Genomic DNA, 21,549 nt, shown 5'->3' with positions numbered 1-21,549 from the left:
TAATGACTCAAACTTGGAATTTGCTGCAAACAGGGCAAAAGGAAGGCTATAAAATTGCATATATTAATGCTCGTGTTATCGATCCCGAAACTAAGCTTGATATAAAAGGTTCATTATTGACTGAAGGGGATAAAATTGTTGACTTTGGTGAATCATTATTTTCAACAAGTGGGGTCGATGAAACAATAGACTGTAAAGGGCTTGTTCTAATGCCAGGCCTTATTGACATTCACGTACATTTTCGTGAACCAGGCCAAGAACATAAAGAAACTATATATACAGGCAGCAAATCTGCAGCTGCGGGAGGCGTTACAACTGTAGTTTGTCAGCCGAACACTGTTCCAGCAATTGATAGCGTTGTTTTGGCTAAATATTTAAAATATAGAGCACTTGAAACTTCACATGTAAACGTTGAATTTTACGCTAAAATCACCACTTCGGAAGAAAAGTTGACTGAAATGGCACTTTTAAAGGAAGCAGGTGCGGTTGGGTTCACTGATGATGGCATGCCAGTTATGAACCCAATGATTATGAGACAGGCGCTGCTTTATTCAAGTATGCTGGGTGTTCCTATTGCTCAACATGCAGAAGATTTAAATTTATCAGCAGGTGGTGCAATCAACGAAGGTAAAATTTCTGAAGAATTGGGAGTAAAGGGAATCTTGAGTGCGTCAGAATCGGTTATGGTAAATCGTGATATACTGCTCATGAAAGATATGGAAAATGTGCACTACCATATTCTACATGTCTCTTCAAAAGATTCACTTGATGCTATTAAACGTGCGAAAGATTTGGGATTAAATGTTACATGTGAAGTAACCCCTCATCACTTCACTTTGACTGAAAATATAGTAAAACAACATGGAGCAATTGCAAAAATGAACCCGCCGCTTCGCACTGAAGAAGATCGTTTAGCTATGGTTGAAGGTTTAAAGACAGGTGTGATTGATTGCATTGCAACCGATCACGCTCCGCATGATCGTAATTCTAAAGATCTTCCACTTGAAAATGCTGCATTTGGTATTGTTGGCCTTGAAACAATGCTGCCCCTTTCACTTGAACTTTACCACAGTGGGCAAATGGGTCTACTTGATGTGCTTGCAAAATTGACATATAAGCCTGCAGATATAATACACGTATCACGTGGTCGTATACAAAAAAACCTTGCTGCAGACTTAATTTTAGTTGACCTCAATCATGAATGGGAAATTAAAACTGACAACTTTGCTAGTAAATCAAAGAATTCCCCTTTCGATGGGCGCAAAGTAAAAGGGCACGTGGTACGTACTGTTGTGTCTGGCAAAACTATATACTCACAGAAAAGTTAGTTATCATACCTTATCTATTCCAATTTGTTATCACCAGAATGGGCTAAGTGCACCTGAATTTAAAGTACATCGCATGACATATTTTTAACACTTAATTAATAATGAAATGTTACTTATCTTTCCCTAATCTATAAAGTTATTTTGTCTATCAATCTGATTCCAAAACAGCAAAATTGTTGTATAATGTTACTTTGAAGTTTTATTTTCAATGCACAAGTTTGCAATACTCTTTTCTATACTGTTTGCAATAGTTGCTTACTATTTAAACAGTGAGATTATATTTGAAATAGCAAAGCTGTTTAGTGACATATTTGTTAGTTTGTTGAAATTAATAAGTTTACCTTTAGTTTTTCTATCAATAGTTTCCACAATTTCAGGACTTAAAGACTCAATCGAAATTAAAACCTTAGTTAAGAAAACACTATTTTATACGCTGCTTACAACTATTATAGCTGCGTTTGTTGCATTATTGTTTTACCTGCTAATAGACCCAGTGAAAAAAAAATTTATATGTAACACGATAGGAAGTTTGGATAATAACAATTACAGTTACTTTTCATACTTAAAATCACTCATTCCTTCGAATTTTGTGCAAGTTTTTCTTGAAAATAACGTTATTGGTAGCATATTGATCGCTTTTTTGATGGGTGGAGCTATTGTTTCACTTTCAAAAGAAAAGCAGGACATATTACATCAAATATTCTCTGCACTTTTCGATACGTTACTTAAAATTGCTCAGGGGTTACTAAAGCTTGTTCCACTTGCTGTGTGGTCTTTTATTACATGTTTTTTGCACGAATTAAAAGGTGGTAGCGAGTTCTACAGTCTTTTATGGTATTTTGTTTGCATAATGTCTGCAAATTTTGTGCAGGCATTTCTGATTTTACCGCTACTTATGTGGTATAAAGGCATATCACCAATTCAAACGCTGAAAGGGGTTATGCCGGCACTCACACTTGCGTTTTTTTCTAAATCATCCAGTGCAACATTGCCAACAACTATAGACTGTGTGCAAAATAAGCTAAAGGTGCCAAAGAAATTGTCGTCCTTTATTTTACCAATATGCACAACAATTAATATGAATGCATGTGCTGCATTTATACTAATCACTGTAATGTTTGTTGCAGAGATGAATGGATGCGCATTTTCCTTAAGCGAAATGTTTATATGGATTTTTTTAGCAACTAGTGCAGCAATTGGTAACGCTGGAGTGCCGATGGGGTGCTATTTTATGGCAACCAGTTATCTCATGTCGATGAATGTTCCTCTGCATATTATGGGACTGATTTTGCCTATTTATACAATCATCGATATGTTTGAAACTGCAATAAACGTGTGGTCTGATATTTGTATCACTCAGATAATTAATAAAGAATGTAATAGTGAAACTTAAAAAATGATATTAGACGAAAACAACCTAATAATAAAAGAATTTAAAGAAGCAGAAGCAATTTTGCATGGGCATTTTGTTTTATCATCCAGGCTGCATAGTGACACATACATACAGTGTGCGAAGATTTTTGAAAATCCAAGCAGAGCCATGAAAGTTTGCGCATTATTAGCAGATAAAATAAAAAAAGAATTAAATAGCTCCATAGATTTAATATTATCTCCTGCAATTGGCGGAATAGTTGTAGGTTATGAGATTGGCAGGCAGCTTGGAATAAAGACAATGTTTTGCGAGCGCGTTAATGGCAAGTTTGAATTACGCCGTGGATTTAAGATCAAAAAGGGTGAGAAAATATTACTTATCGAGGATGTGATAACCACAGGCAAATCTTCACTTGAAGCAGTGAAATGTGCAGAAGGGGAGGGAGGTAAAGTTGTTGCTGAAGCTTCTTTGATAAAGAGAAATAGTGAAACGAAATTGCCTTTTCCTGTCATATCTTTGATTGAACTGAACATCAAAAATTACAGCGAGGAAGAACTTCCAAGTGAATTAAAACAACTACCCATAACAAAACCTGGGAGTAGAGAATATTTAACAAAGTAATCCTATATAGCACAAAAAATAGATCCTTTTTTTCAATGTCGTTACAGCATTATATTACTTAGTTAGCGAGAAAAAGAGAGGTAGTGGTATAGTTGTTAAGGACAGAAGAAGTACATAAGCTTGGATTATCTCAAAACGTCTGTGAGGTGTGCAATAACTTTGGAATTAAAACTGTATTAATTGGCTATAATAAAACAATCAGTCTAAAAAAAAATTCAAGAAGAGTTTGCAGAGCAAGATAAAATGCTGGTGGGAAGGAATGTCAAGTAGCAACATTAGTTGCTATAGCAATTATAAAAATTTCTCTGCAGTTGACTAATATATAATTTTGCATTACTATTAGCATTTAGTTAATGTGAGGGAGTTTCATGGTGCGCCAAGAAGTGCTTGGAGAACAGTTGGTGAAAATCCAACACAAACAAAGTCTAGCCAACAGTTTGGAACAGACCACTATGTTGCATGAGGTAACGAGTGTAATAGAGCTAGTGGGATGGACAATGCAGGGTACAACGAAAGTGAAGGGATTGAGTTCCGAAATACCTGAAGACATAGAGGTCGACATTTTCATGGCCATGGAAGACAGCATGAAGGATAACGTAAAGGCAAGTTATCACTCACTCTATCGGGATCTGAGACCGTGCCATGTATTGAAATGGACTTCAAGTGAACTTGGGAGATCCTATGCATTCCTACAAAGGTACGCTGGAACAAGTCAACAAAGGCAAGAACTAGCGGAAGATGCAGGGGAAGTCGGACTGATTGATAGTACTCAGAATGTGGGAAAGCCACGTACAAGGGGAAGCGATCAGCAATATAGTAACTGGAATAGGGATTGCTAGGCCAATACAACGGAGGTTGGAATAACATGCAAAATAAACTAAACCAGATAGCAGTAAGAGCAAAGCAAGATAAGCGACTAAAATTCACATCGTTAGTCCATCTGATAAATACAGAGAATCTTGCGAGATGTTATAAAGAACTGAAGCGTAACAAGGCTTGTGGAGTAGACCAGATAACAGTGGAATCATACGGAGAAAATCTGAATGAGAAACTCGAAGTGCTAGTAGAAAGTATGAAGAGGAAGCAATATCAACCACAACCAGTAAAGAGGGTATATATACCGAAAGCTGGAAGTAAAGAGAAACGCGGACTCGGAATACCATCGACCGAGGATAAATTAGTACAGATTATGCTGAAGAAGATATTAGAAAATATTTACGAGGCAAACTTTCTGGACAGCTCATATGGATTTCGACCTGGAAGAAACTGTCATCAAGCGGTAAATGCACTAGATAAAGCAGTTATGTACAAGCCAATAAACTACATTGTAGAAGTGGATATCAAGAAGTTCTACGATAATATACAGCATAAATGGCTAATGAGATGTCTAAGGGAACGAATAACTGACCCAAATTTGCTGTGGTTAGTAAAGCGGTTTCTCAAGGCAGGGATAGTCGAAGCTGGAAATTATGAAGCAACAAAACAAGGTACACCCCAAGGTGGTATAGTAAGTCCTGTATTAGCAAATATATACTTACATTATGTGTTGGATTTATGGATAGAAAAGAAATTTAAACCAAGATCCAGAGGATATATACAACTAATAAGGTTTTGCGACGATTTTGTGGTTTGTTGCGAAAGTAAGGTAGACGCGGAAGAATTTCTGGAATTACTGAAACAAAGGCTAAATAAATTTGGGTTGGAAGTATCTGAAAACAAGACCAGAGTAGTAAAGTTTGGCAAGAGGGAGTGGCAACAAGCGATAAGAGAGAAACGAAGGACGGAAAGTTTCAATTTTCTGGGGTTTACGCACTATGGTGCAAAAAGTCGTCGTGGTAGATTAATAATGGGACATAAAACCTCAAAGTTAAATCTAGCCAGAAAACTAAAAGAAATCAAGGAGTGGTTGAAAATAGTCCGCGGAAGTATTCGACTTAAAGATTGGTGGCAAGTACTGAAGGCTAAATTAACAGGACACTATAACTACTTTGGTATTAGCGGAAATTATTGGTGTTTGAAACAATTTTACACATCAGTAAGAAAGCTAGCATTTAAATGGATAAATCGGCGTAGTCAGAAAAAGAGTATGACCTGGGAACAGTTTGTACACTACGTAGAAGTAAATCCATTACCAAAGCCAAAAATACATTTTTCTTTATATGCATAAGAGGGACGACTGTGAAAACTAATATTGATGAGCCGTGTGCGGGAAATCTGCAAGCACGGTTCTTTAGGGGGAGTTGTAGTAATAAAACTCAAACGAGAGGAGTAAAGCTACAGCTTCTACCGAACATAGATGATGTGTATCTTAATAGTGATGGTCTTAATTCTTTCAATTAAGAATCTGAAGCATATTCTGATTCCGAGAAAGCTTTGTATGATTTCTTTCATGAGAAGTCTAACGCTGATTATGAAATTTCCATCAACCGTCAATTTTTGAATGATTTAATCGGTGGTGAGCTGCATTATAAGGTACACGTAGGTGATTTATTCTCAAAAGGTTCTCTTGCTGGTAACCACTGGTCACCGTATCAAGAAGAGATTCACTATAGGCAAGACATAATTCGACATGGCCATTTATCTAGTTTGGTTAACTATTATTTCAATCCTTTTGCTTATGGGAATAGAGTATTTAACATTAATGATCATGGGTATTACAATACTCATGTGATTGAGATGTCACCAGGATCTTCTTATACAAAAGGAGTGTATATAAGTCAAGGCAATGACTCAACTTACTACATAAGGATGGAGTTAGATCCGGATGAATTAGAAGTTAGAGAAAGTTTTTGTGCATCATTAGGCTGTGGGGAATATAGATACAAAATAGATCCAGAAAGCATTAAGATTGAAGAAAATTCAGTATCGTTTTACACAGGAAGGGAATATAAGAGTATACCGGAGGGGCTAGAAGGGAAAATAGAAGTTACTATTAAGAGAAAATACTCTTGGGTTTAGTACTTAATCATTAGAATTTTTGTTTCAATTATATAAAATAATTTAGCTAGCATAGTATTAGCACTAGGGATGGCACTTTATGGTTATTGCCTATAATACTTTGAAGATGTAGCTTTAGTTATTTACTCTAAGTATATTATACGTATACTTATTATTAAATTAAATTTGAAATGATGAAGAAATGAGTGAATTTAAATCAATCCGAAATATAGCAATAATTGCACACGTTGACCACGGTAAAACTACTTTACTTGATAACATGTTAAAACAAAGTGGCACGTTCCGCGAGAATCAAGAAGTTCAAGAACGAGTGATGGATAGTGGTGACCAAGAGCGTGAACGCGGAATTACAATACTTGCAAAATGCACATCAATAATGTGGGGTGATGAAAAAATCAATATTATTGATACGCCAGGGCACGCAGACTTTGGTGGAGAAGTAGAAAGGGTATTGTGCATGGCAGATGGCGTGTTGCTGCTGGTTGATGCTGCAGAAGGTCCAATGCCACAAACAAAATTTGTGCTCTCAAAAGCACTAAAAGCAAATTTGAAGCCAATTGTGATAATCAATAAGGTCGACCGACCAGACAGCAGAATTGATGAAGTATTAAATGAAATATATGAGTTATTTTTTAACCTTGATGCAACCAACGAGCAGCTAGATTTTCCAGTGTTGTATGCTTCAGGTAGAAATGGTTGGTGTGCTAAGGAGCTTTCTGATGAAAGAAAAGATTTAAGCCCATTATTTTCAACGGTTATAGATTATATAAAACCTTCTGTTTATGATCAAAATGCCCCTTTTGCTATGTTGGTCACTCTACTTGAGTCTGATAAGTTTCTTGGCAGAATATTGACAGGAAAGGTTTATCAGGGCGTTGCAAAAGTCAATTCAGATCTTAAGGTACTTGATCTGGACGGTAAAGTAATTGAACGAGGGAGATTAACTAAGTTGCTCTCATTTTCTGGCTTGAAACGTATTCCAGTAGAACAAGCTGTGGCGGGAGACATAATTGCAATTGCAGGACTTGAGAAAGCTTCAGTTTCTGACACTATAGCAGTACCAGAGGTTACAACTGCAGTAAGCTCAACTCCAGTTGATCCGCCGACGATGGCGATTACTCTGAGTGTTAATGATTCACCTTTTGCCGGACAAGAGGGAACAAAGCTTACCTCAACCGTTATAAAGGATCGTTTATATGCAGAAGCAGAAACAAATGTTGCAATTACCGTAACTTTGGCATCAAGTGGTGAAGCGTTTGAAGTAGGTGGACGTGGTGAGCTACAGCTTGGAGTGTTAATCGAAAATATGAGGAGAGAAGGTTTTGAGCTTTCAGTATCACGCCCTCGCGTGCTATTTAAGGAAGAAGATGGCAAAAAACTTGAACCTATAGAGGAAGTAGTAATTGATGTAGATGATGAATATAGTGGAATCATCATGGAAAAACTCAGCTTCCGAAAAGGTGAAGTGACTGACATGAGACCTTCTGGTAATGGTAGGACAAGATTAACGTTTTTAGTGCCATCAAGAGGATTAATTGGTTATCAAGGAGAGTTTTTAACTGATTCTCGGGGCACAGGCATAATTAACCGTTTATTTCATAGTTATGCTCCACATAAAGGTCCAATTTCTGGAAGGCGCAATGGAGTTTTAATTTCTACAGATAAGGGTGAGGCTGTGGCGTATGCAATTTTCAATTTGCAAAACAGGGGAATTATGTTTATCAAGCCACAGGATAAGGTATATTGTGGCATGGTTGTCGGCCAGCATAGCCGTGACAATGATTTGGAGATAAACGTGCTAAAAGGTAAGCAATTAACAAACGTAAGAGCTTCAGGTAGTGATGAAGCCATAAAACTCACTCCTCCAAAGATAATGACACTGGAGGATATGATAGCGTATATAGATGATGATGAATTGGTGGAAGTAACTCCAAAATCTATACGTTTACGCAAGAAATTCCTTGATCCAAATGAACGTAAGCGTGCAGGAAGAGCGAAGAATAAGGAGTAATCAGAGGTTGAACATTTGCGAAAAATAGTGTATAATTATTCGTCTCCTAATTGTATTTAATTATGGCCTTTTCAAGATTTCTCGATCCAAAAAACAATTTCGCGTTCAAGAGAATATTTGGTACTGAGAAAAATAAAGACATTCTTGTTCATTTTCTCAATGATATTCTAGGTCTCACTGGTGAAGCTGAAATAAAGGATGTAGACTTTCTAAGTCCCATTCAAAACCCTGAAATTGCCGCTAAAAAGGAGAGCATTGTCGATGTACTTTGTAGAGATTCTACGGGTGTTCAATTTATTTGCGAGAAGGTGCGACCTGAAAGTCTTCGGTCATATTGTTTAAAGGGAGAGGAATTCCTTCAGAAAGAAACTGAAAGAGTTCTAAAACTTATTAAACCAGATGTTTTGCCATCTGAGTCTACGCATCAGTGCGAATCGGGTAACCGGTTGGTGCCGAGCGATGCGGACAATGAACCTCCTCTTGAAAAAGAAGATGCGTAATCGTAAGAGGAGCATAAACTACAAGCATCATGTGGTTGGAGGGCTAGGCTAGTGGTATGGTGAACGTAAGTGAAGCTTCGTAAGTATCGTAAAAATTGAAGAGCTAAAGATGCTGATAAGCTCTGACCAAAAGGTAATGTGGATAAGTTACATTTTTCATCTCTAGATGTACGCAAATAATAACTCCACCGGTATAGAGAAGTCACCTAACCCACTGTTGTATGACAGAAGGAACAGGGTAAGCCTGTATTTCCGCCTATATGGGAAGCAAACCGCAAGGAACGCTGATGAAAATGCAGGTAGAGGAAAATGGAGAAAGCGAATGCCATTTTGTAACGAAATGGATAGAATTTGTAACATTAATTCGCGTGAAAACGAGCAGACTTCCATTTGGTCCCTCGTGACAAGAAACTTTGTCAACCACTTAAGGTAGGAAAGCAGATGATTACAAGTAAAACTGTAAGTGCACCTACCAACAGCTCCGAAGCATGGAACCAGTTGCCATGGAAGAAATGCCAAAAGGTTGTTATGAGGCTACAAAGGCGTATTGTTAAGGCTGTTCAAGAAGGAAGATGGAGTAAGGTAAAATCTTTACAACATCTCTTAACACGCTCTTTTAGTGGAAAAGCTTTAGCCATTAAAAGAGTAACTGAAAACCAAGGAAAAAACACAGCAGGTGTAGATCGTCAACTATGGTCAACTTACAATGCTAAATTTCAAGGAATAAAGCAGTTAAAACAAAGAGGGTATAAACCTTCTCCGCTAAAACGAATTTATATCAGTAAATCTAATGGCAAAAGAAGACCTCTTGGAATACCCACGATAAAAGATAGAGCCATGCAAGCATTATATTTGTTTGCTCTGGAACCGATAGCTGAAACAATCAGTGATCGTCACTCTTATGGCTTTAGATCTAAAAGATCCTGCGCGGATGCTATTGTTGCTTGTCACTTATTACTGGCAAGGCGCAATCGACCACAATGGATACTAGAAGGTGATATCAAAGGGTGCTTTGACAACATTAACCATGAATGGCTTATGAAGCACATTCCTATGGAGAGAAAAATTCTCCATAGTTGGTTAAAGGCTGGTTTCCTAGAATCAAAAACCTTGTACCCCACAACTGCTGGTACCCCGCAAGGAGGTATAATCTCTCCAGTACTAGCTAACTTTACCTTAGATGGTCTTGAAAAATTATTAGAAAGTCGTTTTGGTAAACTAGGTAGCAAAAGAAGAGAAAAAATCAGAAGTGGAGTAAATTTAATCAGATACGCAGATGACTTTATCATCTCAGGAAACACATGTGAAGTACTGGAAGATGAAGTCAAGCCATTAGTATCATCCTTCCTTTGTGAGAGAGGTCTAGCTCTGTCAGAAGAAAAGACAAAGATTACATTTATTACAAAAGGGTTCGATTTTCTCGGTTGTAATGTACGTAGATACAGCAAGAAATTAATTATTACGCCTTCGAAGGAAAGTGTTAAGAGGTTTCTTAAAAAAGCGCGTGCATTAATAAAAGCAAATATAGGTAGTTCACAAGCTGTAGTAATTAAATCACTCAATCCTCTACTAAGAGGATGGGGAAACTATTACCGTCATGTGTGTGCTAAAAAAGCGTTTAGTAAGATCGACAATGAAATTTGGCATAGTTTATGGAAATGGGCAAAGAAAAGACATCCCCGTAAAGGGTTACGTTGGATAAAGAATCGCTACTTCAAAGTAACGAATCATCGTCAATGGGTCTTTGCTACTTCTGTATGCAAGAACAAACCAAAGGAAATAAGGTTTATGAGCTTACTCAAACTAAGCGATATTCCTATTAGACGTCATATTAAAATCAGGGCGGATGCAAATCCACTTGACTTAAAATGGAAAAAGTATTTTGATAAAAGAGTGAAACGAACAAGAATGTTAGCAAGCTCTTTCTCAAGAGAAGGTTCTCTACTGTTAGTGTCACCACTAAAGATGCTGTTTTCCGAGGAATCATGAAAGACAAGCCGGTTCGAGAAAAGAAGAACTTAGATAAGGGGCTCAAGCGCAGTGCTGGGAAACCTGCATGCTGCGTTTCTAAGGGAGGGAGTAGTAGTAATACTACTTCCTTACCTAACCAAGTTGCTAGGACTAGTGGTTTTGAGAAACGTGCTCAATATTATGCTGCTAAAGCTTATTCAAGACAAGCTGACAAGGGTGATCAATACCATGACCTTAAGGAAATTATCTTTATTGCTATAGCAGATTGTGTACTGTTTCCTAATAAATCTGAGTATAAGTCAAAGCATACTATTCGCGATGAAGATACTAATGAGCACGATCTAAAAGATTTTTACTTTATATTTGTTGAGTTGCCTAAATTTCCAAAAACCAAAGAAGATCAGCTTTCAAGTATAGTTGAAAAATGGTGTTATTTCTTTAAGTATGCAAGTGAGACTAGTGAAGAGGATCTAAAAAAAATAGTAGGAAGTGATGTAATTATTGGTAGAGCTTATAATGAGTTGGATCAATATAATTGGAGTGAAGAAGAGCGGTTTACGTACGGTCAAGATAAGAAACGTGAAGATGATAATTTATCCTGCCTTAACCAAAAATTTGATGAGGGAAAGATTGAAGGAAAGATTGAAGTAGCAAAAAACCTACTTAAGGCTGATATCTCTATTGATATTGTCTCTCAGACAACCGGTCTTCCTCAAGCTGAGATTAAACGACTTCAAGAAGAAATCACCTAAAAGGCTAATGATCAACGAAGAAATTGTAAGAGAGCGTTTAAAGAAAGTCGTAGAACAAGAAAGCGGTAAAGTTCTTGGCATAATATCCTCAATTATTATTAAAGGTCGAGATGTTGGTTTTGCACTTGAAATTTCTGGTAACACACAAGCAAATGAAGAATTAAGAAGAAATTGTGAGCAAACTGTTAAGGCTATACCAGGGGTGGGGAAGGTGACCGTGGTTGCTACTTGTCAAAAACAAACTGGGCAACAAAAAGCTAAATTACATATTGAAGGAGTGAAAAATATAATTATTGTGGCCTCTGGTAAAGGAGGCGTAGGTAAATCCACAGTTGCGCTAAATCTTGCTCTCTCATTAGCAAAGTTGAAACATAAAGTTGCGCTGGTTGATGCAGATATATATGGTCCTTCAATTCCTAAAATGCTTGGCACTGAAAAATTAAAGCCAAAAATACAGGATAGTAAAGCAATGCCTATAGAAAAGTATGGACTGCATACTATTTCAATTGGCTATTTTATCGATAAAGATCGTGCAGCAATATGGCGTGGGCCTATGATCACAAAAGCACTTTATAATCTGCTAATAGAAACAAAATGGTCCGATATAGAGTATTTGATAGTTGATACACCACCTGGAACTGGCGATGTGCATTTAAGTCTTATGGAAAATTTTAACTTAACCGGGGCGATAATAGTTTCAACTCCACAGGAGCTCTCTTTAATCGATGCTCGCAAAATTTATGATATGTTTAAAAAGCTCAGCGTACCGGTTATTGGCATTGTAGAAAATATGAGCTATTTTACTCAAAGCGGCTCAAAAATATACATATTTGGAAAAGACGGCGCAAAAAAAATGTCTGAGGAGCTGGGCATCAAACTCTTGGGCAGAATTCCTCTAGATCCACAAATATGCCATGCTTCTGATTGTGGAAATCCTTTAATGCTAAGTAAAGATTTGGCAGAGATTTATGAAGACATTGCTAAAGATGTTAGGTCTTTGTCTACAAAGTTTGTTTAAACTATTTTCAAAATAGATAAAATATAATTTTACAATTAGCGTGAATAAAATGAATTACGATGTAATCATTTCAGGTGGAGGGTTGCTTGGTCTTATTACTGCTATTGGCCTCAGTTGTGACTCTGTGTCTGTAGCTGTGATTGAAAAAAATAGTTTGCCACGTGTAGTAGATGACAACCGAGCATTTGCTATTTCTCAAGGCTCGAAAAAAATATTGGAAAAATTAGGGATTTGGCAGTTTGTAGAAAGTGAAGCTGAGCTAATACTGGATATATGCATATTAGATGGAAATAGTCCAATTACTGTGCGTTATGATCATAAAATGGTTGGTGAAGAACCAATGGGTTATGTTATCAACAACGCTACTATATGGAATGCAATAAATAATAATTTTTTGAATAAACTGAATATATATTCTCCGCATTCCTATAAAACGGTTGCTTGTGATGCAGGATATGTGGAAGTTATCCTTGATAATGATCAGGAATTAATATCATCGCTACTTATCTGTGCTGAAGGCAAAAACTCTAAATTACCAGAGTTATTCTCTATACCGACAGTGAAATTTTGTTATAAGCAAAACAGTATAGTATGTAATGTAGAACATGAACTGCATCACCAAAACTTAGCAGTTGAACGTTTTTTTCCTGGCGGTCCATTTGCAATTCTACCAATGAAAGGCGGCTATGCTTCTTCAATAGTCTGGACAGAAAAATCTGAAATTTCAAAAATGCTAATGGATCTGTCTGAAGAGGAATTTATTATAGAACTCAAAAAAAGATTTGGTTCTTATTTAGGGGAGATAAAATTAGAGGGTGAAAGAAAACTTTATCCTTTAAGTTTTGCTTTCGCAAAAAGATTGTATAAAAGTAGAGCTTTGCTGATTGGTGATGCAGCGCATTCAATTCATCCAGTTGCAGGTCAAGGGCTTAACCTTGGAATTAGAGATGTAGAAAGTGTTATAAAGCACATAGTTGCTGCAAAAGCATCTGGTATTGATGTTGGCAGTAGTTATTTATTAAAGAAAATTTCATGTGACAGATACTTTGATAATTTTACAATGGCACTTGCAACTGATGGATTAAATAGGATATTTTCCAACAGAATATTCTGCGCTAAAGCACTAAGAAATCTTGGCTTGATTGCAGTTGAAAATTCAAATTTTCTCAAAAAAAGCTTCATTCGGCATGCTATGGGATTTATATAAACCACTATTTTATCTATTAAGCACGATAAAGAAAATCATTTATAATCGCTATAGCAACTAGTGTAGACACTTGACGTTCCTTGTGATTTGATAAATAGAGGTTTTTATCTGACTTCACAACAAGGGCTTCTGGATGACTTTGAAAGTGAACATTACCATGCTTATCTTCAATAGCCTCTATTACCCCATCACTGGAAAATGCTGCAACTTTATATCCAAGTAACTCCAATTTTCTTCTATTTTCTGGTGTATTACTTACTGCTCCTGAATGAGCGTCTGGAAAATATGTTGAAAACCAGCCATTTTCATTAGGTATTAAGAATTTAGCTACTAATTCCGCTAAACGGCTGTTTGGAACGATCTTTATCTGCTGGAGAGCTTTTTGTGGATTAGGCGCAGATTTTAAATGAGATCTTTGCTTCTCTTCATCACTCACAACACTCACTACTTCAATTCCCTTTGCATTCATTATGCCTTCACATATGCCAAGTAAATGAATTGAGGGATTATTATCCACTATTTTTACAATTGCTTCAGTAACAAGCTGGCGATAAGGGGTGGGGGGAAACGGTTCTGAATGAAATTTATCTGGAATAAATATCCTATTTATTTTGTGCTCTTTAATGAATTGTGCAACTTCAATTTTTATTCGGTCTAATGTCAGCTTCTTTGCCAATGTTTCATCTTGTTTTGCGAGATTAAGTAACTCTGTCTGAATTTTTTTAAGGCTAATTATCTTATTATAATCAATCAGTATAGTCTTAACCCCAAAGTTATTAAACATCTCGTAGATATTTTGAGATAGCCCAAGCTCATGTGCTTCTTCTGTTTTCAACAAACCAACAACTATGTCATCATTTACTGTATTTTCTGCCGTCAAGGCAGTTGACGCTGGTTCTTCTTTTCTGGTTACATGTTGAGATGCCGGTTTTTCACTAACGCCAGCATAAGTAATATTGCTTAATAATAGAACTATGATTAATAAGATCTTAAATACTTTATTGTAATATTTATATACCATGACTTGCTTCTCTAACATTTATATTATGATATAGAGTATTTTATAACAAAAAGGCAAGTTTGCCACGGAAGAGAAAGTGGCCTGAGCAGGAATCGAACCAGCGACACAAGGATTTTCAGTCCTTTGCTCTACCAACTGAGCTATCAGGCCAACTGTATACTTTCATTTTTAGATAAAAAATGTTATTATGTCTATCAAAAGTTTTTAAAGTAGTTTATATAAAAATAAAGGATGAACATTAATGACAGAATAGGAATCTACCCTGGCACATTTGACCCTATAACTTTTGGGCATATTGATATAATCAAAAGAGCGTGTAAACTAGTCGATAAATTAATAATAGGGGTTGCAGAAAACGTTAATAAGCATACTGTCTTTGACACAAAGCTACGCACAAGCATGGCTGAAAATGAAATCAAAGGGCTAGGAATTGATGCAGATGTTATATCTTTTAATGGGTTGCTAGTGAAGTTTGCCAAAGAGCAAAATGCTTCTGTTATTATTAGAGGATTAAGAGCAGTATCGGATTTTGATTACGAGTTTCAAATGAGTTGGGTAAATTATAAACTTCTTCCTGAAATCGAAACCATATTTCTTCCCGCTTCTGAAGATACTCAATTTATCTCATCAAGTTTTGTAAAGGAAATAGCAAGATTAGGAGAAGATGTTAGCAAATTTGTATCAAAAGGCGTCCAAAACGAATTGATTAATCTGAATAGGATAAAAAATGGAAAATAGTGTTTGTTGTTTTTTATTTCTGAATGGGTATATTCAATATATAAAATGTTATAAGCTAAAGGAGCAGCATGTCAAAAGTGAGGGTTAATAATAGAAAAGTTTGTTGTCATGGTAATGAGAATGATGAGGGTTCTGGCCATCCATTAATATATTTAGATATGGGAGAAGAAGAGGAAATAGCTTGCCCTTATTGTGAAAAGACGTTTGTCCATGACTGTACTGTAGAAGCGGTTGGGGAGCTGACTAGGGATGACCTCTAATGGCACTTTATTTCTTCTGCAGACTTAGCTTATGTAAATAGCAATAAGAGGGGCAGTAAAAATGAAGCTGTCCATACGGTCGAGCACTCCTCCATGGCCAGGTATCATACTTCCACTATCTTTAACACCGTAAGCTCTTTTAACAAGCGACTCAGTGAAATCGCCAAGTTGCGCTAGAATAGCAATTGCAAGGCCAATGATTGGAGAATAAAGAATTGAAAATAGACCAAAAAATATTGATCCAAAAATTGTGCACACTACTCCAGCTAAAATCGCACCAAGAAGTCCTGTCCAAGTTTTTCCAGGGCTAATAATTGGACAAATTTTGGCTCCACCAAAATTCTTGCCAAACAGGTAGGCAGTAATATCAATTCCCCAAATGGTTAAGACGAACCATACTAATGCGTATTTTCCCTGTGGTAGATTATATAAATATATTAATGAGGCGCTTGGTAGTGCAATCAATAATAATGCAAAAACGTATAAAATTTTGTTTCCCTGGGTTAGATTATACCATTCAAAAGAAGATAAAACTGCTATCGAAAAAATTAATAGGTAAAACGATAAATCACTGAAATATGTAGCAAAAGAAAATATGAATAATATTACTATTGAGGACAACATTCTAATTATAAAATTATTATCTACCATATTTTTTCTCTCTTTTTGTATAATCTTCTAATGCTTTGCTCAAATCTTGGCAAGAAAAATCAGGCCATAAAGTATCACAAAAATACAATTCAGCATAAGCTGCTTGCCATAATAAAAAATTGCTTAATCTTTTTTCGCCACCAGTGCGAATTAATAAATCCAATTTTGGCAAATCTTTAGTATATAGAAATTTTTCAAATTCGTCTTCTGATACACAATCAATATTTTCTTTTATAATATTGCTTATAGCTTGTGTAATTTCTTGCTTTGCTCCGTAACTGACTGCCACAGTGAGTAATAAACCATCGTTCTTATGTGTTATTTCTTCTACTTTTTTAATTTGATCCAATATTTTACTGGGTAACAGACTTAAATTGCCAATAAAATTCAACTTAATGTTACAGTTGCAAATGAAATTGACTTTATCTTCATTAGTTAAAACGGAGTAAAATAAATCAAATAGACAGTCAGTTTCGTTTTTGGGTCTAAGCCAATTCTCCATAGAGAATGCATACAAAGTTAAGTAGGGTATGGTTAGGTCCGTACAATACTTGGCAATATCGTATGCAACTTCACTGCCCTTTTTATAACCATCAATTTTTACTCTTCCTTGATTGTTTGCCCATCTACCATTACCATCCATAATAATTGCTAAATGTTTCGGTAAAGATTCTTGATTCAACATTTAAAATTCACCTAAACCACCCGATATCATCTGAGTGCTTAACATATCACTGTACAAAAATAGTGATTTAGTAGCAATCTCTACTTGAAAGGTGTCATCCCAGTAGCCCTTTTTCCTGTCATCCCAGTGCGTGACACTGGGATCTAAGTATAAAAATATTTGCAAATTATGCAATGAACAACAGATTCTTGGGGCATATAATGTCCATGATGAAAATAAGGTAGATCCCAGTGTCACGCACTGGGATGACAGGAAAAAGGGAAATGGATAACAGATTCTTAGAGCATATAATGTCCATGATGAAAATAAGATGTATCCCAGTGTTACGCACTGGGATGACAGGAAAGAGGGAAATGGATAACAGATTCTTAGAGCATATAATGTCCATGATGAAAATAAGATGTATCCCAGTGTCACGCACTGGGATGACAAAAAAGAGGGCACTGGAATGACATCATTTACTGTATAATACTGTGCAATATTGCAACGTTCATACAGCTGTGTGTCGACTACCTCCATGGCACCCTTGCATGTAATTTTTTCTTTTTCACTACTGAAGGCTTCTTTCATATTACCTTAGTGATGCAATATATCCTTTTCTTTGATGGACAATTCACCATCAATCTTTTTTATATTATCATTAGTAATTTTTTGTACTTCATCGTGAAGGTTATGGTAATCATCTTCCGAAATTTCTTTATTTTTTTTCATATTTTTTAATTCTTCTATTATATCCCTGCGTATATTCCGAATTGCAATTCGTGCATTTTCAGCAAATTGGTGTAATAGCTTCACTAATTTTTCACGGGTTTCTTGTGTTAAGTCCGGAAGAGCTATACGTATGGTATTACCCTCAACAACAGGATTTAAATTCAAGTTGGCATTTAATATAGCATTTTTCACTTTACCGACAACATTAATATCCCAAACTTTAATTGATAGGGTTTTGTTATCTATAACTGAAACGCCTGCAACCTGATTTAACTTTTGATGTCCACCATAGATATTGACAACTATACCATCAAGCAACGATGCGCTAGCTCTACCAGTGCGTACGCCTTTAATATCATCATGAAAGGACTGAATAGTTTTTAGCATTCTTTCTTTTGTTTTAGCTTTTATTTCATTTAACATAAATTACCTAATGTTTACAATCTGAAACTATAGTATAAGTACCTTGACCCTTAATAATATTGACTATTTTTTCTCCCTTCAAAGAAAAAACTATAATTGGAATAGAATTCTCACGAGCAAGTGAAATTGCTGATGCATCCATAACTTTTAAATCACGAGTCAATAAATCCGTGTAAGAAAGCCTATCATACATTACAGCATCCTCATTTTTTTTCGGATCAGCGGAGTATACACCATTTACTTGCGTACCCTTTAGAATAACATCACAATTCATTTCAACAGCACGTAAGGCTGCAGCTGTATCTGTAGTAAAAAATGGGTTGCCTGTGCCTGCTGCAAAAATTACCACTCTACCTTTTTCTAAATGACGAATAGCTTTCCTTCTTATGTAAGGTTCACATACAGTGGCCATGGGTATTGCAGATAACACCCTAGAAGCTACTAAATTTTTTTCTAAAAAGTTTTGTAAAATTAAAGCATTGATTATAGTTGCAAGCATTCCAATATAATCACTGCTTGCTCTTTCACAACCACTTAAAGACGCAGATGTGCCACGAAAGATATTACCACCACCAACAACAATACATACCTGAACTCCAAGCCTGTTAATATCAGCTATATCTTTGCATAATTGGCTTATTATTCCCATATCATAGCCAAAAGACTGTGACCCCATTAAAGCTTCACCAGAGATTTTAAATAACACTCTGGAATATTTTATTTCGCTTTTTTCATTTGTTGAGGGAAACATTTTTTACCATTTAGTTTGCACCACCCAAAACAAGTAACTTGTAATTAGATAATTTAATAGCACTCACCTCGCTTGATTTTATAAAATCAGAAACCTTCATTTTATCATCCTTTATGAACTTTTGTTCTAGCAAAACAACTTCTTCATAGTACTTAGCCATTCGTCCATCTACTATTTTTTTTGCTACTTCTTCAGGTTTATTTAAGCTCCTTACTTGCTCTTCAATTATAGAACGTTCATTTTTCAACTTCATTTGATCTAAATCATCTATAGACAAAGCTTCAGGCTTCATAGCAACTACATGCATAGCTATTTGTTTCCCAATCTCTTGTAGCTTCGCCTTATCACCAGATGATTGCAATGCAATTAAAGCACCAATCTTACCTAAGCCACACACATCACCATGTACGTAGCCAGCAATAACTCCATCCTTAGCTTCTAAGTAACAAAGCTTGCTTAACTCTAGCTTCTCACCAAGAACTGATGTACCATTCATAATAGCTTCCTGCACTGTGCCAATGCTTTCATACTTGGCATTTTTTAACTCATCAACGCTAGTACAGCGTACTTGATGAGCAATTGATGCTAAATTTGAAACTAACTCTATAAATTTCTCATTTCTTGCAACAAAATCTGTTTCGCAATTGAGTTCAACCAATGCACCATAATTTTCAGTCAAACACATAGCAACGAGCCCATCTGAAGCTACTCTATCAGATTTTTTGTCAGCTTTAGCAAGCCCTATTGTACGTAACTTATTAACGGCTTTCTTAATGTCACCATCACATTCTTCTAATGCTTTTTTACAGTCACTTAAGCCAAGCCCTGTTCTATCACGTAATTCTCTTATATAATCTGGATTCATCTTCATTTGTTACTACCTCCCTTTCTTCTTCTTTGTAAACTTTACTACGTCTCCTTTTAGTTTGCACAATACCATCTTCTTTTTCTTGAATAAACTCATCACCCCTTATATCATCAATCTTAACTCCAGATCTTGCTAGACTAGACTCTATTCCAGCTAATATAGAGTCGGTAGCTAATTTACAATAGAGCTCTATTGATTTTCTTGAGTCATCATTTCCAGGTATTAGATAAGTAATACCATCTGGATCAGAATTAGTATCAAGTATTGCAACTATTGGAATTCCTAACTTCTTAGCTTCCTTAACCGCTATATGCTCTTTATTAGTATCAATGATGAATAATATATCAGGAATTGCTCCCATTTCTCTAATACCGCCTAACACCTTATCAAGCTTTTGCTTTTTCTTTTCAATGTTCCCCAATTCTTTCTTTGTTAAAATGCTATCTTCATCATTTAATATTTTCTCATATTGCATCAAGGTTTTTATCGAAGAAGAAACAGTGCCCCAATTAGTAAGCATACCACCGAGCCATCGATGATTCACATAATATTGACCACAACGAATCGCTTCACTTGCAATAATATCAAAAGCTTGAAACTTTGTACCAACAAATAGAATGCGACCACCTTGAGATGCAACGTCATATAAAGCCTTCATGGCCACCTGTAGCAATGGTAATGTTTTTCGCAAGTCAATTATATGTATACGATTTTCTTGATGCACTCCATATATGTATGGAGCCATTTTTGCGTTCCAGCGACTAATTTTGTGACCAAAATGTACACCAGATTCGGCTAAATCACGTACAGTGACTTCAGGCAAATTTGTCATATATCATTCCTCCAAATAGTTTATCTTCCATGGCATAACCCTAATGGGACTACTTGTACAAGCCATGTGTGAAATTAAATTATTTACATAGTAATAGAAAAGACAGCAAAGTGCAAACAAAAAATATTGACAAAGGGCAACATGTTTATTAGCTTTAAAGTCGAAGCTCGAAAACGCTAAAAAGAAATTAGGGGGGTGTAGCTCAGTTGGTTAGAGCGCATGCCTGTCACGCATGAGGTCGTGAGTTCAAGTCTCATCACTCCCGCCATATTAGTTTTAGCATGACCTAAAATCCGCAACCGGTATTTAGAAACGCTTTCACCAAACTTGACATGGTATGGTATTGTAATTAATACTTAAATAGGTTTATTTTTATCATTAACAATTAGGATTAAATATGTTCATTTCTGAAGTTTTTGCAGCAGATGCAACTAGCAATGCATCAAGTATCGGCGCATCTTTTGCTAGTTTTATTCCATTGATTTTAATATTTGTGGTATTTTATTTTCTCATTATTCGCCCAAACCACAAAAAACTAAAAGAACATAGAAAAATTATAGATCAAATAAAACGTGGTGATACAGTCATTACTTCTGGCGGGATAATAGGTGAAGTTAACAAAGTTGATGGAGCAAATGCACAACTTATAATAGAAATAGCACCAAAAGTTGAGATAAAAGTCCTAAAGTCCGCTATATCTGAAGTTTTAAACAAAGAAGCTCAGAAAGTAGCAGCTAAACCAATTGAAAAAGGCAAAATCGAAAAGAGTGATAAAAAGAATAAAAATCAACCACCAGAGGAAAGTAAAAAGGGAAAAGATGATAAAGGCAAAAATGCTGCATAACTTTAAAAGAAAGTTCATTTGGTGATC

24 protein-coding genes, 2 tRNA genes and 1 pseudogene are annotated in these 21,549 nt (G+C 35.9%); 19 read left to right on the top strand and 8 right to left on the bottom strand.

What is annotated here, in order from left to right:
- Positions 1-2 precede the first annotated feature (2 nt).
- The 14 genes and pseudogenes from ACQH1X_RS05475 (at position 3) to ubiH (ending at position 13,738) form a co-directional block, all read left to right on the top strand.
- A complete protein-coding gene (locus ACQH1X_RS05475; RefSeq protein WP_264688260.1) occupies positions 3-1,328 on the top strand; it encodes a dihydroorotase in 1,326 nt (441 codons plus the stop codon).
- A gap of 208 nt (positions 1,329-1,536) precedes the next feature.
- The gene (locus ACQH1X_RS05470; protein WP_425385935.1) at positions 1,537-2,721 is read left to right on the top strand and encodes a dicarboxylate/amino acid:cation symporter; all 1,185 of its coding nucleotides are present in this window, start codon (positions 1,537-1,539) and stop codon (positions 2,719-2,721) included.
- A 3-nt stretch (positions 2,722-2,724) separates the two neighbouring features.
- A complete protein-coding gene (gene pyrE, locus ACQH1X_RS05465) occupies positions 2,725-3,321 on the top strand; it encodes an orotate phosphoribosyltransferase (protein WP_425385934.1) in 597 nt (198 codons plus the stop codon).
- A 452-nt stretch (positions 3,322-3,773) separates the two neighbouring features.
- On the top strand, positions 3,774-4,160 hold the full coding sequence (locus ACQH1X_RS05460) for a hypothetical protein (RefSeq protein ID WP_246433168.1): 387 nt from the start codon (positions 3,774-3,776) through the stop codon (positions 4,158-4,160).
- A 26-nt stretch (positions 4,161-4,186) separates the two neighbouring features.
- The gene (ltrA, locus tag ACQH1X_RS05455) at positions 4,187-5,488 is read left to right on the top strand and encodes a group II intron reverse transcriptase/maturase (protein WP_425385808.1); all 1,302 of its coding nucleotides are present in this window, start codon (positions 4,187-4,189) and stop codon (positions 5,486-5,488) included.
- 11 nt (positions 5,489-5,499) lie between these two features.
- Positions 5,500-5,661, top strand: coding sequence for a hypothetical protein (locus ACQH1X_RS05450; RefSeq protein ID WP_425385933.1), 162 nt, complete (start codon positions 5,500-5,502; stop codon positions 5,659-5,661).
- A gap of 96 nt (positions 5,662-5,757) precedes the next feature.
- Complete coding sequence (locus ACQH1X_RS05445; RefSeq protein ID WP_425385932.1) at positions 5,758-6,279, top strand: hypothetical protein; 522 nt, start codon at positions 5,758-5,760, stop codon at positions 6,277-6,279.
- 181 nt (positions 6,280-6,460) lie between these two features.
- A complete protein-coding gene (gene typA / locus ACQH1X_RS05440) occupies positions 6,461-8,290 on the top strand; it encodes a translational GTPase TypA (protein WP_425385931.1) in 1,830 nt (609 codons plus the stop codon).
- Between the two features lie 62 nt (positions 8,291-8,352).
- Positions 8,353-8,595 (top strand): annotated as a pseudogene (locus ACQH1X_RS05435) (PD-(D/E)XK nuclease family transposase); the annotation flags it as partial.
- A gap of 455 nt (positions 8,596-9,050) precedes the next feature.
- Positions 9,051-9,194, top strand: a complete 144-nt coding sequence (locus ACQH1X_RS05430) for a hypothetical protein (RefSeq protein WP_425385930.1) — start codon at positions 9,051-9,053, stop codon at positions 9,192-9,194.
- Positions 9,181-10,779, top strand: coding sequence for a group II intron reverse transcriptase/maturase (ltrA, locus tag ACQH1X_RS05425; RefSeq protein WP_425385929.1), 1,599 nt, complete (start codon positions 9,181-9,183; stop codon positions 10,777-10,779). The genes ACQH1X_RS05430 and ltrA (ACQH1X_RS05425) overlap by 14 nt, the downstream gene beginning before the upstream one ends.
- A complete protein-coding gene (locus ACQH1X_RS05420) occupies positions 10,776-11,513 on the top strand; it encodes an Rpn family recombination-promoting nuclease/putative transposase (protein WP_425385928.1) in 738 nt (245 codons plus the stop codon). The genes ltrA (ACQH1X_RS05425) and ACQH1X_RS05420 overlap by 4 nt, the downstream gene beginning before the upstream one ends.
- Positions 11,514-11,520: 7 nt before the next feature.
- Positions 11,521-12,531, top strand: coding sequence for an Mrp/NBP35 family ATP-binding protein (locus ACQH1X_RS05415; RefSeq protein WP_425385927.1), 1,011 nt, complete (start codon positions 11,521-11,523; stop codon positions 12,529-12,531).
- Positions 12,532-12,580: 49 nt separating this feature from the next.
- The gene (gene ubiH, locus ACQH1X_RS05410; protein ID WP_425385926.1) at positions 12,581-13,738 is read left to right on the top strand and encodes a 2-octaprenyl-6-methoxyphenyl hydroxylase; all 1,158 of its coding nucleotides are present in this window, start codon (positions 12,581-12,583) and stop codon (positions 13,736-13,738) included.
- Between the two features lie 16 nt (positions 13,739-13,754).
- Here ubiH and ACQH1X_RS05405 read toward each other — a convergent pair whose 3' ends face one another.
- Entirely contained in the window at positions 13,755-14,759 is a 1,005-nt protein-coding gene (locus tag ACQH1X_RS05405; RefSeq protein ID WP_425385925.1) for a gamma-glutamyl-gamma-aminobutyrate hydrolase family protein, read from the bottom strand.
- Positions 14,760-14,836: 77 nt separating this feature from the next.
- Positions 14,837-14,909, bottom strand: a tRNA-Phe gene (locus tag ACQH1X_RS05400).
- A gap of 81 nt (positions 14,910-14,990) precedes the next feature.
- On the opposite strand from ACQH1X_RS05400, the gene coaD reads away from it, so the two are divergent.
- A complete protein-coding gene (gene coaD / locus ACQH1X_RS05395) occupies positions 14,991-15,497 on the top strand; it encodes a pantetheine-phosphate adenylyltransferase (protein ID WP_425385924.1) in 507 nt (168 codons plus the stop codon).
- Positions 15,498-15,565: 68 nt separating this feature from the next.
- Positions 15,566-15,757: a zinc-finger domain-containing protein gene (locus ACQH1X_RS05390; RefSeq protein ID WP_425385923.1), complete on the top strand. Its 192-nt coding sequence runs from the start codon at positions 15,566-15,568 to the stop codon at positions 15,755-15,757.
- A gap of 24 nt (positions 15,758-15,781) precedes the next feature.
- Here the strand turns inward: ACQH1X_RS05390 and ACQH1X_RS05385 are convergent, their stop codons facing one another.
- Positions 15,782-16,408: a phosphatidate cytidylyltransferase gene (locus tag ACQH1X_RS05385; protein WP_425385922.1), complete on the bottom strand. Its 627-nt coding sequence runs from the start codon at positions 16,406-16,408 to the stop codon at positions 15,782-15,784.
- Complete coding sequence (uppS, locus tag ACQH1X_RS05380) at positions 16,398-17,093, bottom strand: polyprenyl diphosphate synthase (protein WP_425385921.1); 696 nt, start codon at positions 17,091-17,093, stop codon at positions 16,398-16,400. Before uppS ends, ACQH1X_RS05385 begins: the two co-directional genes overlap by 11 nt.
- A gap of 263 nt (positions 17,094-17,356) precedes the next feature.
- On the opposite strand from uppS, the gene ACQH1X_RS05375 reads away from it, so the two are divergent.
- Positions 17,357-17,545 (top strand): hypothetical protein, encoded by a 189-nt coding sequence (locus ACQH1X_RS05375; protein ID WP_425385920.1) that lies wholly within the window; start codon positions 17,357-17,359, stop codon positions 17,543-17,545.
- Between the two features lie 124 nt (positions 17,546-17,669).
- Here ACQH1X_RS05375 and frr read toward each other — a convergent pair whose 3' ends face one another.
- From frr to rpsB, 4 genes are read right to left on the bottom strand one after another with little or no spacing between them, the layout of a single operon-like run.
- Entirely contained in the window at positions 17,670-18,227 is a 558-nt protein-coding gene (gene frr / locus ACQH1X_RS05370) for a ribosome recycling factor (protein ID WP_425385919.1), read from the bottom strand.
- 7 nt (positions 18,228-18,234) lie between these two features.
- Complete coding sequence (gene pyrH / locus ACQH1X_RS05365; protein ID WP_419247394.1) at positions 18,235-18,978, bottom strand: UMP kinase; 744 nt, start codon at positions 18,976-18,978, stop codon at positions 18,235-18,237.
- Between the two features lie 10 nt (positions 18,979-18,988).
- Positions 18,989-19,849, bottom strand: coding sequence for a translation elongation factor Ts (tsf, locus tag ACQH1X_RS05360; protein WP_425385918.1), 861 nt, complete (start codon positions 19,847-19,849; stop codon positions 18,989-18,991).
- Positions 19,812-20,678, bottom strand: a complete 867-nt coding sequence (gene rpsB, locus ACQH1X_RS05355; protein WP_425385917.1) for a 30S ribosomal protein S2 — start codon at positions 20,676-20,678, stop codon at positions 19,812-19,814. Before rpsB ends, tsf begins: the two co-directional genes overlap by 38 nt.
- A 191-nt stretch (positions 20,679-20,869) precedes the next feature.
- Between rpsB and ACQH1X_RS05350 the strand changes: the two genes are divergently transcribed.
- Together ACQH1X_RS05350 and yajC are read left to right on the top strand one after the other, a co-directional pair.
- Positions 20,870-20,946, top strand: a tRNA-Asp gene (locus ACQH1X_RS05350).
- Positions 20,947-21,075: 129 nt separating this feature from the next.
- Positions 21,076-21,522: a preprotein translocase subunit YajC gene (gene yajC / locus ACQH1X_RS05345; protein ID WP_425385916.1), complete on the top strand. Its 447-nt coding sequence runs from the start codon at positions 21,076-21,078 to the stop codon at positions 21,520-21,522.
- Positions 21,523-21,549 lie beyond the last annotated feature (27 nt).

The organism is Wolbachia endosymbiont (group A) of Barypeithes pellucidus (assembly GCF_964030885.1).
Lineage (GTDB): Bacteria > Pseudomonadota > Alphaproteobacteria > Rickettsiales > Anaplasmataceae > Wolbachia.
Note: the sequence above shows the minus strand (reverse complement) of the source record. Positions and strands in the feature narration are given on the sequence as shown.

Excerpts from the sequence above, each read along its gene's own strand:
- ACQH1X_RS05475 (WP_264688260.1), top strand. The coding sequence starts at position 3 with ATGACTCAAACTTGGAATTTGCTGCAAACAGGGCAAAAGGAAGGCTAT.
- ACQH1X_RS05470 (WP_425385935.1), top strand. The coding sequence starts at position 1,537 with ATGCACAAGTTTGCAATACTCTTTTCTATACTGTTTGCAATAGTTGCT.
- pyrE (WP_425385934.1), top strand. The coding sequence starts at position 2,725 with ATGATATTAGACGAAAACAACCTAATAATAAAAGAATTTAAAGAAGCA.
- ACQH1X_RS05460 (WP_246433168.1), top strand. The coding sequence starts at position 3,774 with ATGTTGCATGAGGTAACGAGTGTAATAGAGCTAGTGGGATGGACAATG.
- ltrA (WP_425385808.1), top strand. The coding sequence starts at position 4,187 with ATGCAAAATAAACTAAACCAGATAGCAGTAAGAGCAAAGCAAGATAAG.
- typA (WP_425385931.1), top strand. The coding sequence starts at position 6,461 with ATGAGTGAATTTAAATCAATCCGAAATATAGCAATAATTGCACACGTT.
- ACQH1X_RS05430 (WP_425385930.1), top strand. The coding sequence starts at position 9,051 with ATGGGAAGCAAACCGCAAGGAACGCTGATGAAAATGCAGGTAGAGGAA.
- ACQH1X_RS05420 (WP_425385928.1), top strand. The coding sequence starts at position 10,776 with ATGAAAGACAAGCCGGTTCGAGAAAAGAAGAACTTAGATAAGGGGCTC.
- ACQH1X_RS05415 (WP_425385927.1), top strand. The coding sequence starts at position 11,521 with ATGATCAACGAAGAAATTGTAAGAGAGCGTTTAAAGAAAGTCGTAGAA.
- ubiH (WP_425385926.1), top strand. The coding sequence starts at position 12,581 with ATGAATTACGATGTAATCATTTCAGGTGGAGGGTTGCTTGGTCTTATT.
- ACQH1X_RS05405 (WP_425385925.1), bottom strand. The coding sequence starts at position 14,759 with ATGGTATATAAATATTACAATAAAGTATTTAAGATCTTATTAATCATA.
- coaD (WP_425385924.1), top strand. The coding sequence starts at position 14,991 with ATGAACATTAATGACAGAATAGGAATCTACCCTGGCACATTTGACCCT.
- ACQH1X_RS05390 (WP_425385923.1), top strand. The coding sequence starts at position 15,566 with ATGTCAAAAGTGAGGGTTAATAATAGAAAAGTTTGTTGTCATGGTAAT.
- ACQH1X_RS05385 (WP_425385922.1), bottom strand. The coding sequence starts at position 16,408 with ATGGTAGATAATAATTTTATAATTAGAATGTTGTCCTCAATAGTAATA.
- uppS (WP_425385921.1), bottom strand. The coding sequence starts at position 17,093 with ATGTTGAATCAAGAATCTTTACCGAAACATTTAGCAATTATTATGGAT.
- ACQH1X_RS05375 (WP_425385920.1), top strand. The coding sequence starts at position 17,357 with ATGGATAACAGATTCTTAGAGCATATAATGTCCATGATGAAAATAAGA.
- frr (WP_425385919.1), bottom strand. The coding sequence starts at position 18,227 with ATGTTAAATGAAATAAAAGCTAAAACAAAAGAAAGAATGCTAAAAACT.
- pyrH (WP_419247394.1), bottom strand. The coding sequence starts at position 18,978 with ATGTTTCCCTCAACAAATGAAAAAAGCGAAATAAAATATTCCAGAGTG.
- tsf (WP_425385918.1), bottom strand. The coding sequence starts at position 19,849 with ATGAAGATGAATCCAGATTATATAAGAGAATTACGTGATAGAACAGGG.
- rpsB (WP_425385917.1), bottom strand. The coding sequence starts at position 20,678 with ATGACAAATTTGCCTGAAGTCACTGTACGTGATTTAGCCGAATCTGGT.
- yajC (WP_425385916.1), top strand. The coding sequence starts at position 21,076 with ATGTTCATTTCTGAAGTTTTTGCAGCAGATGCAACTAGCAATGCATCA.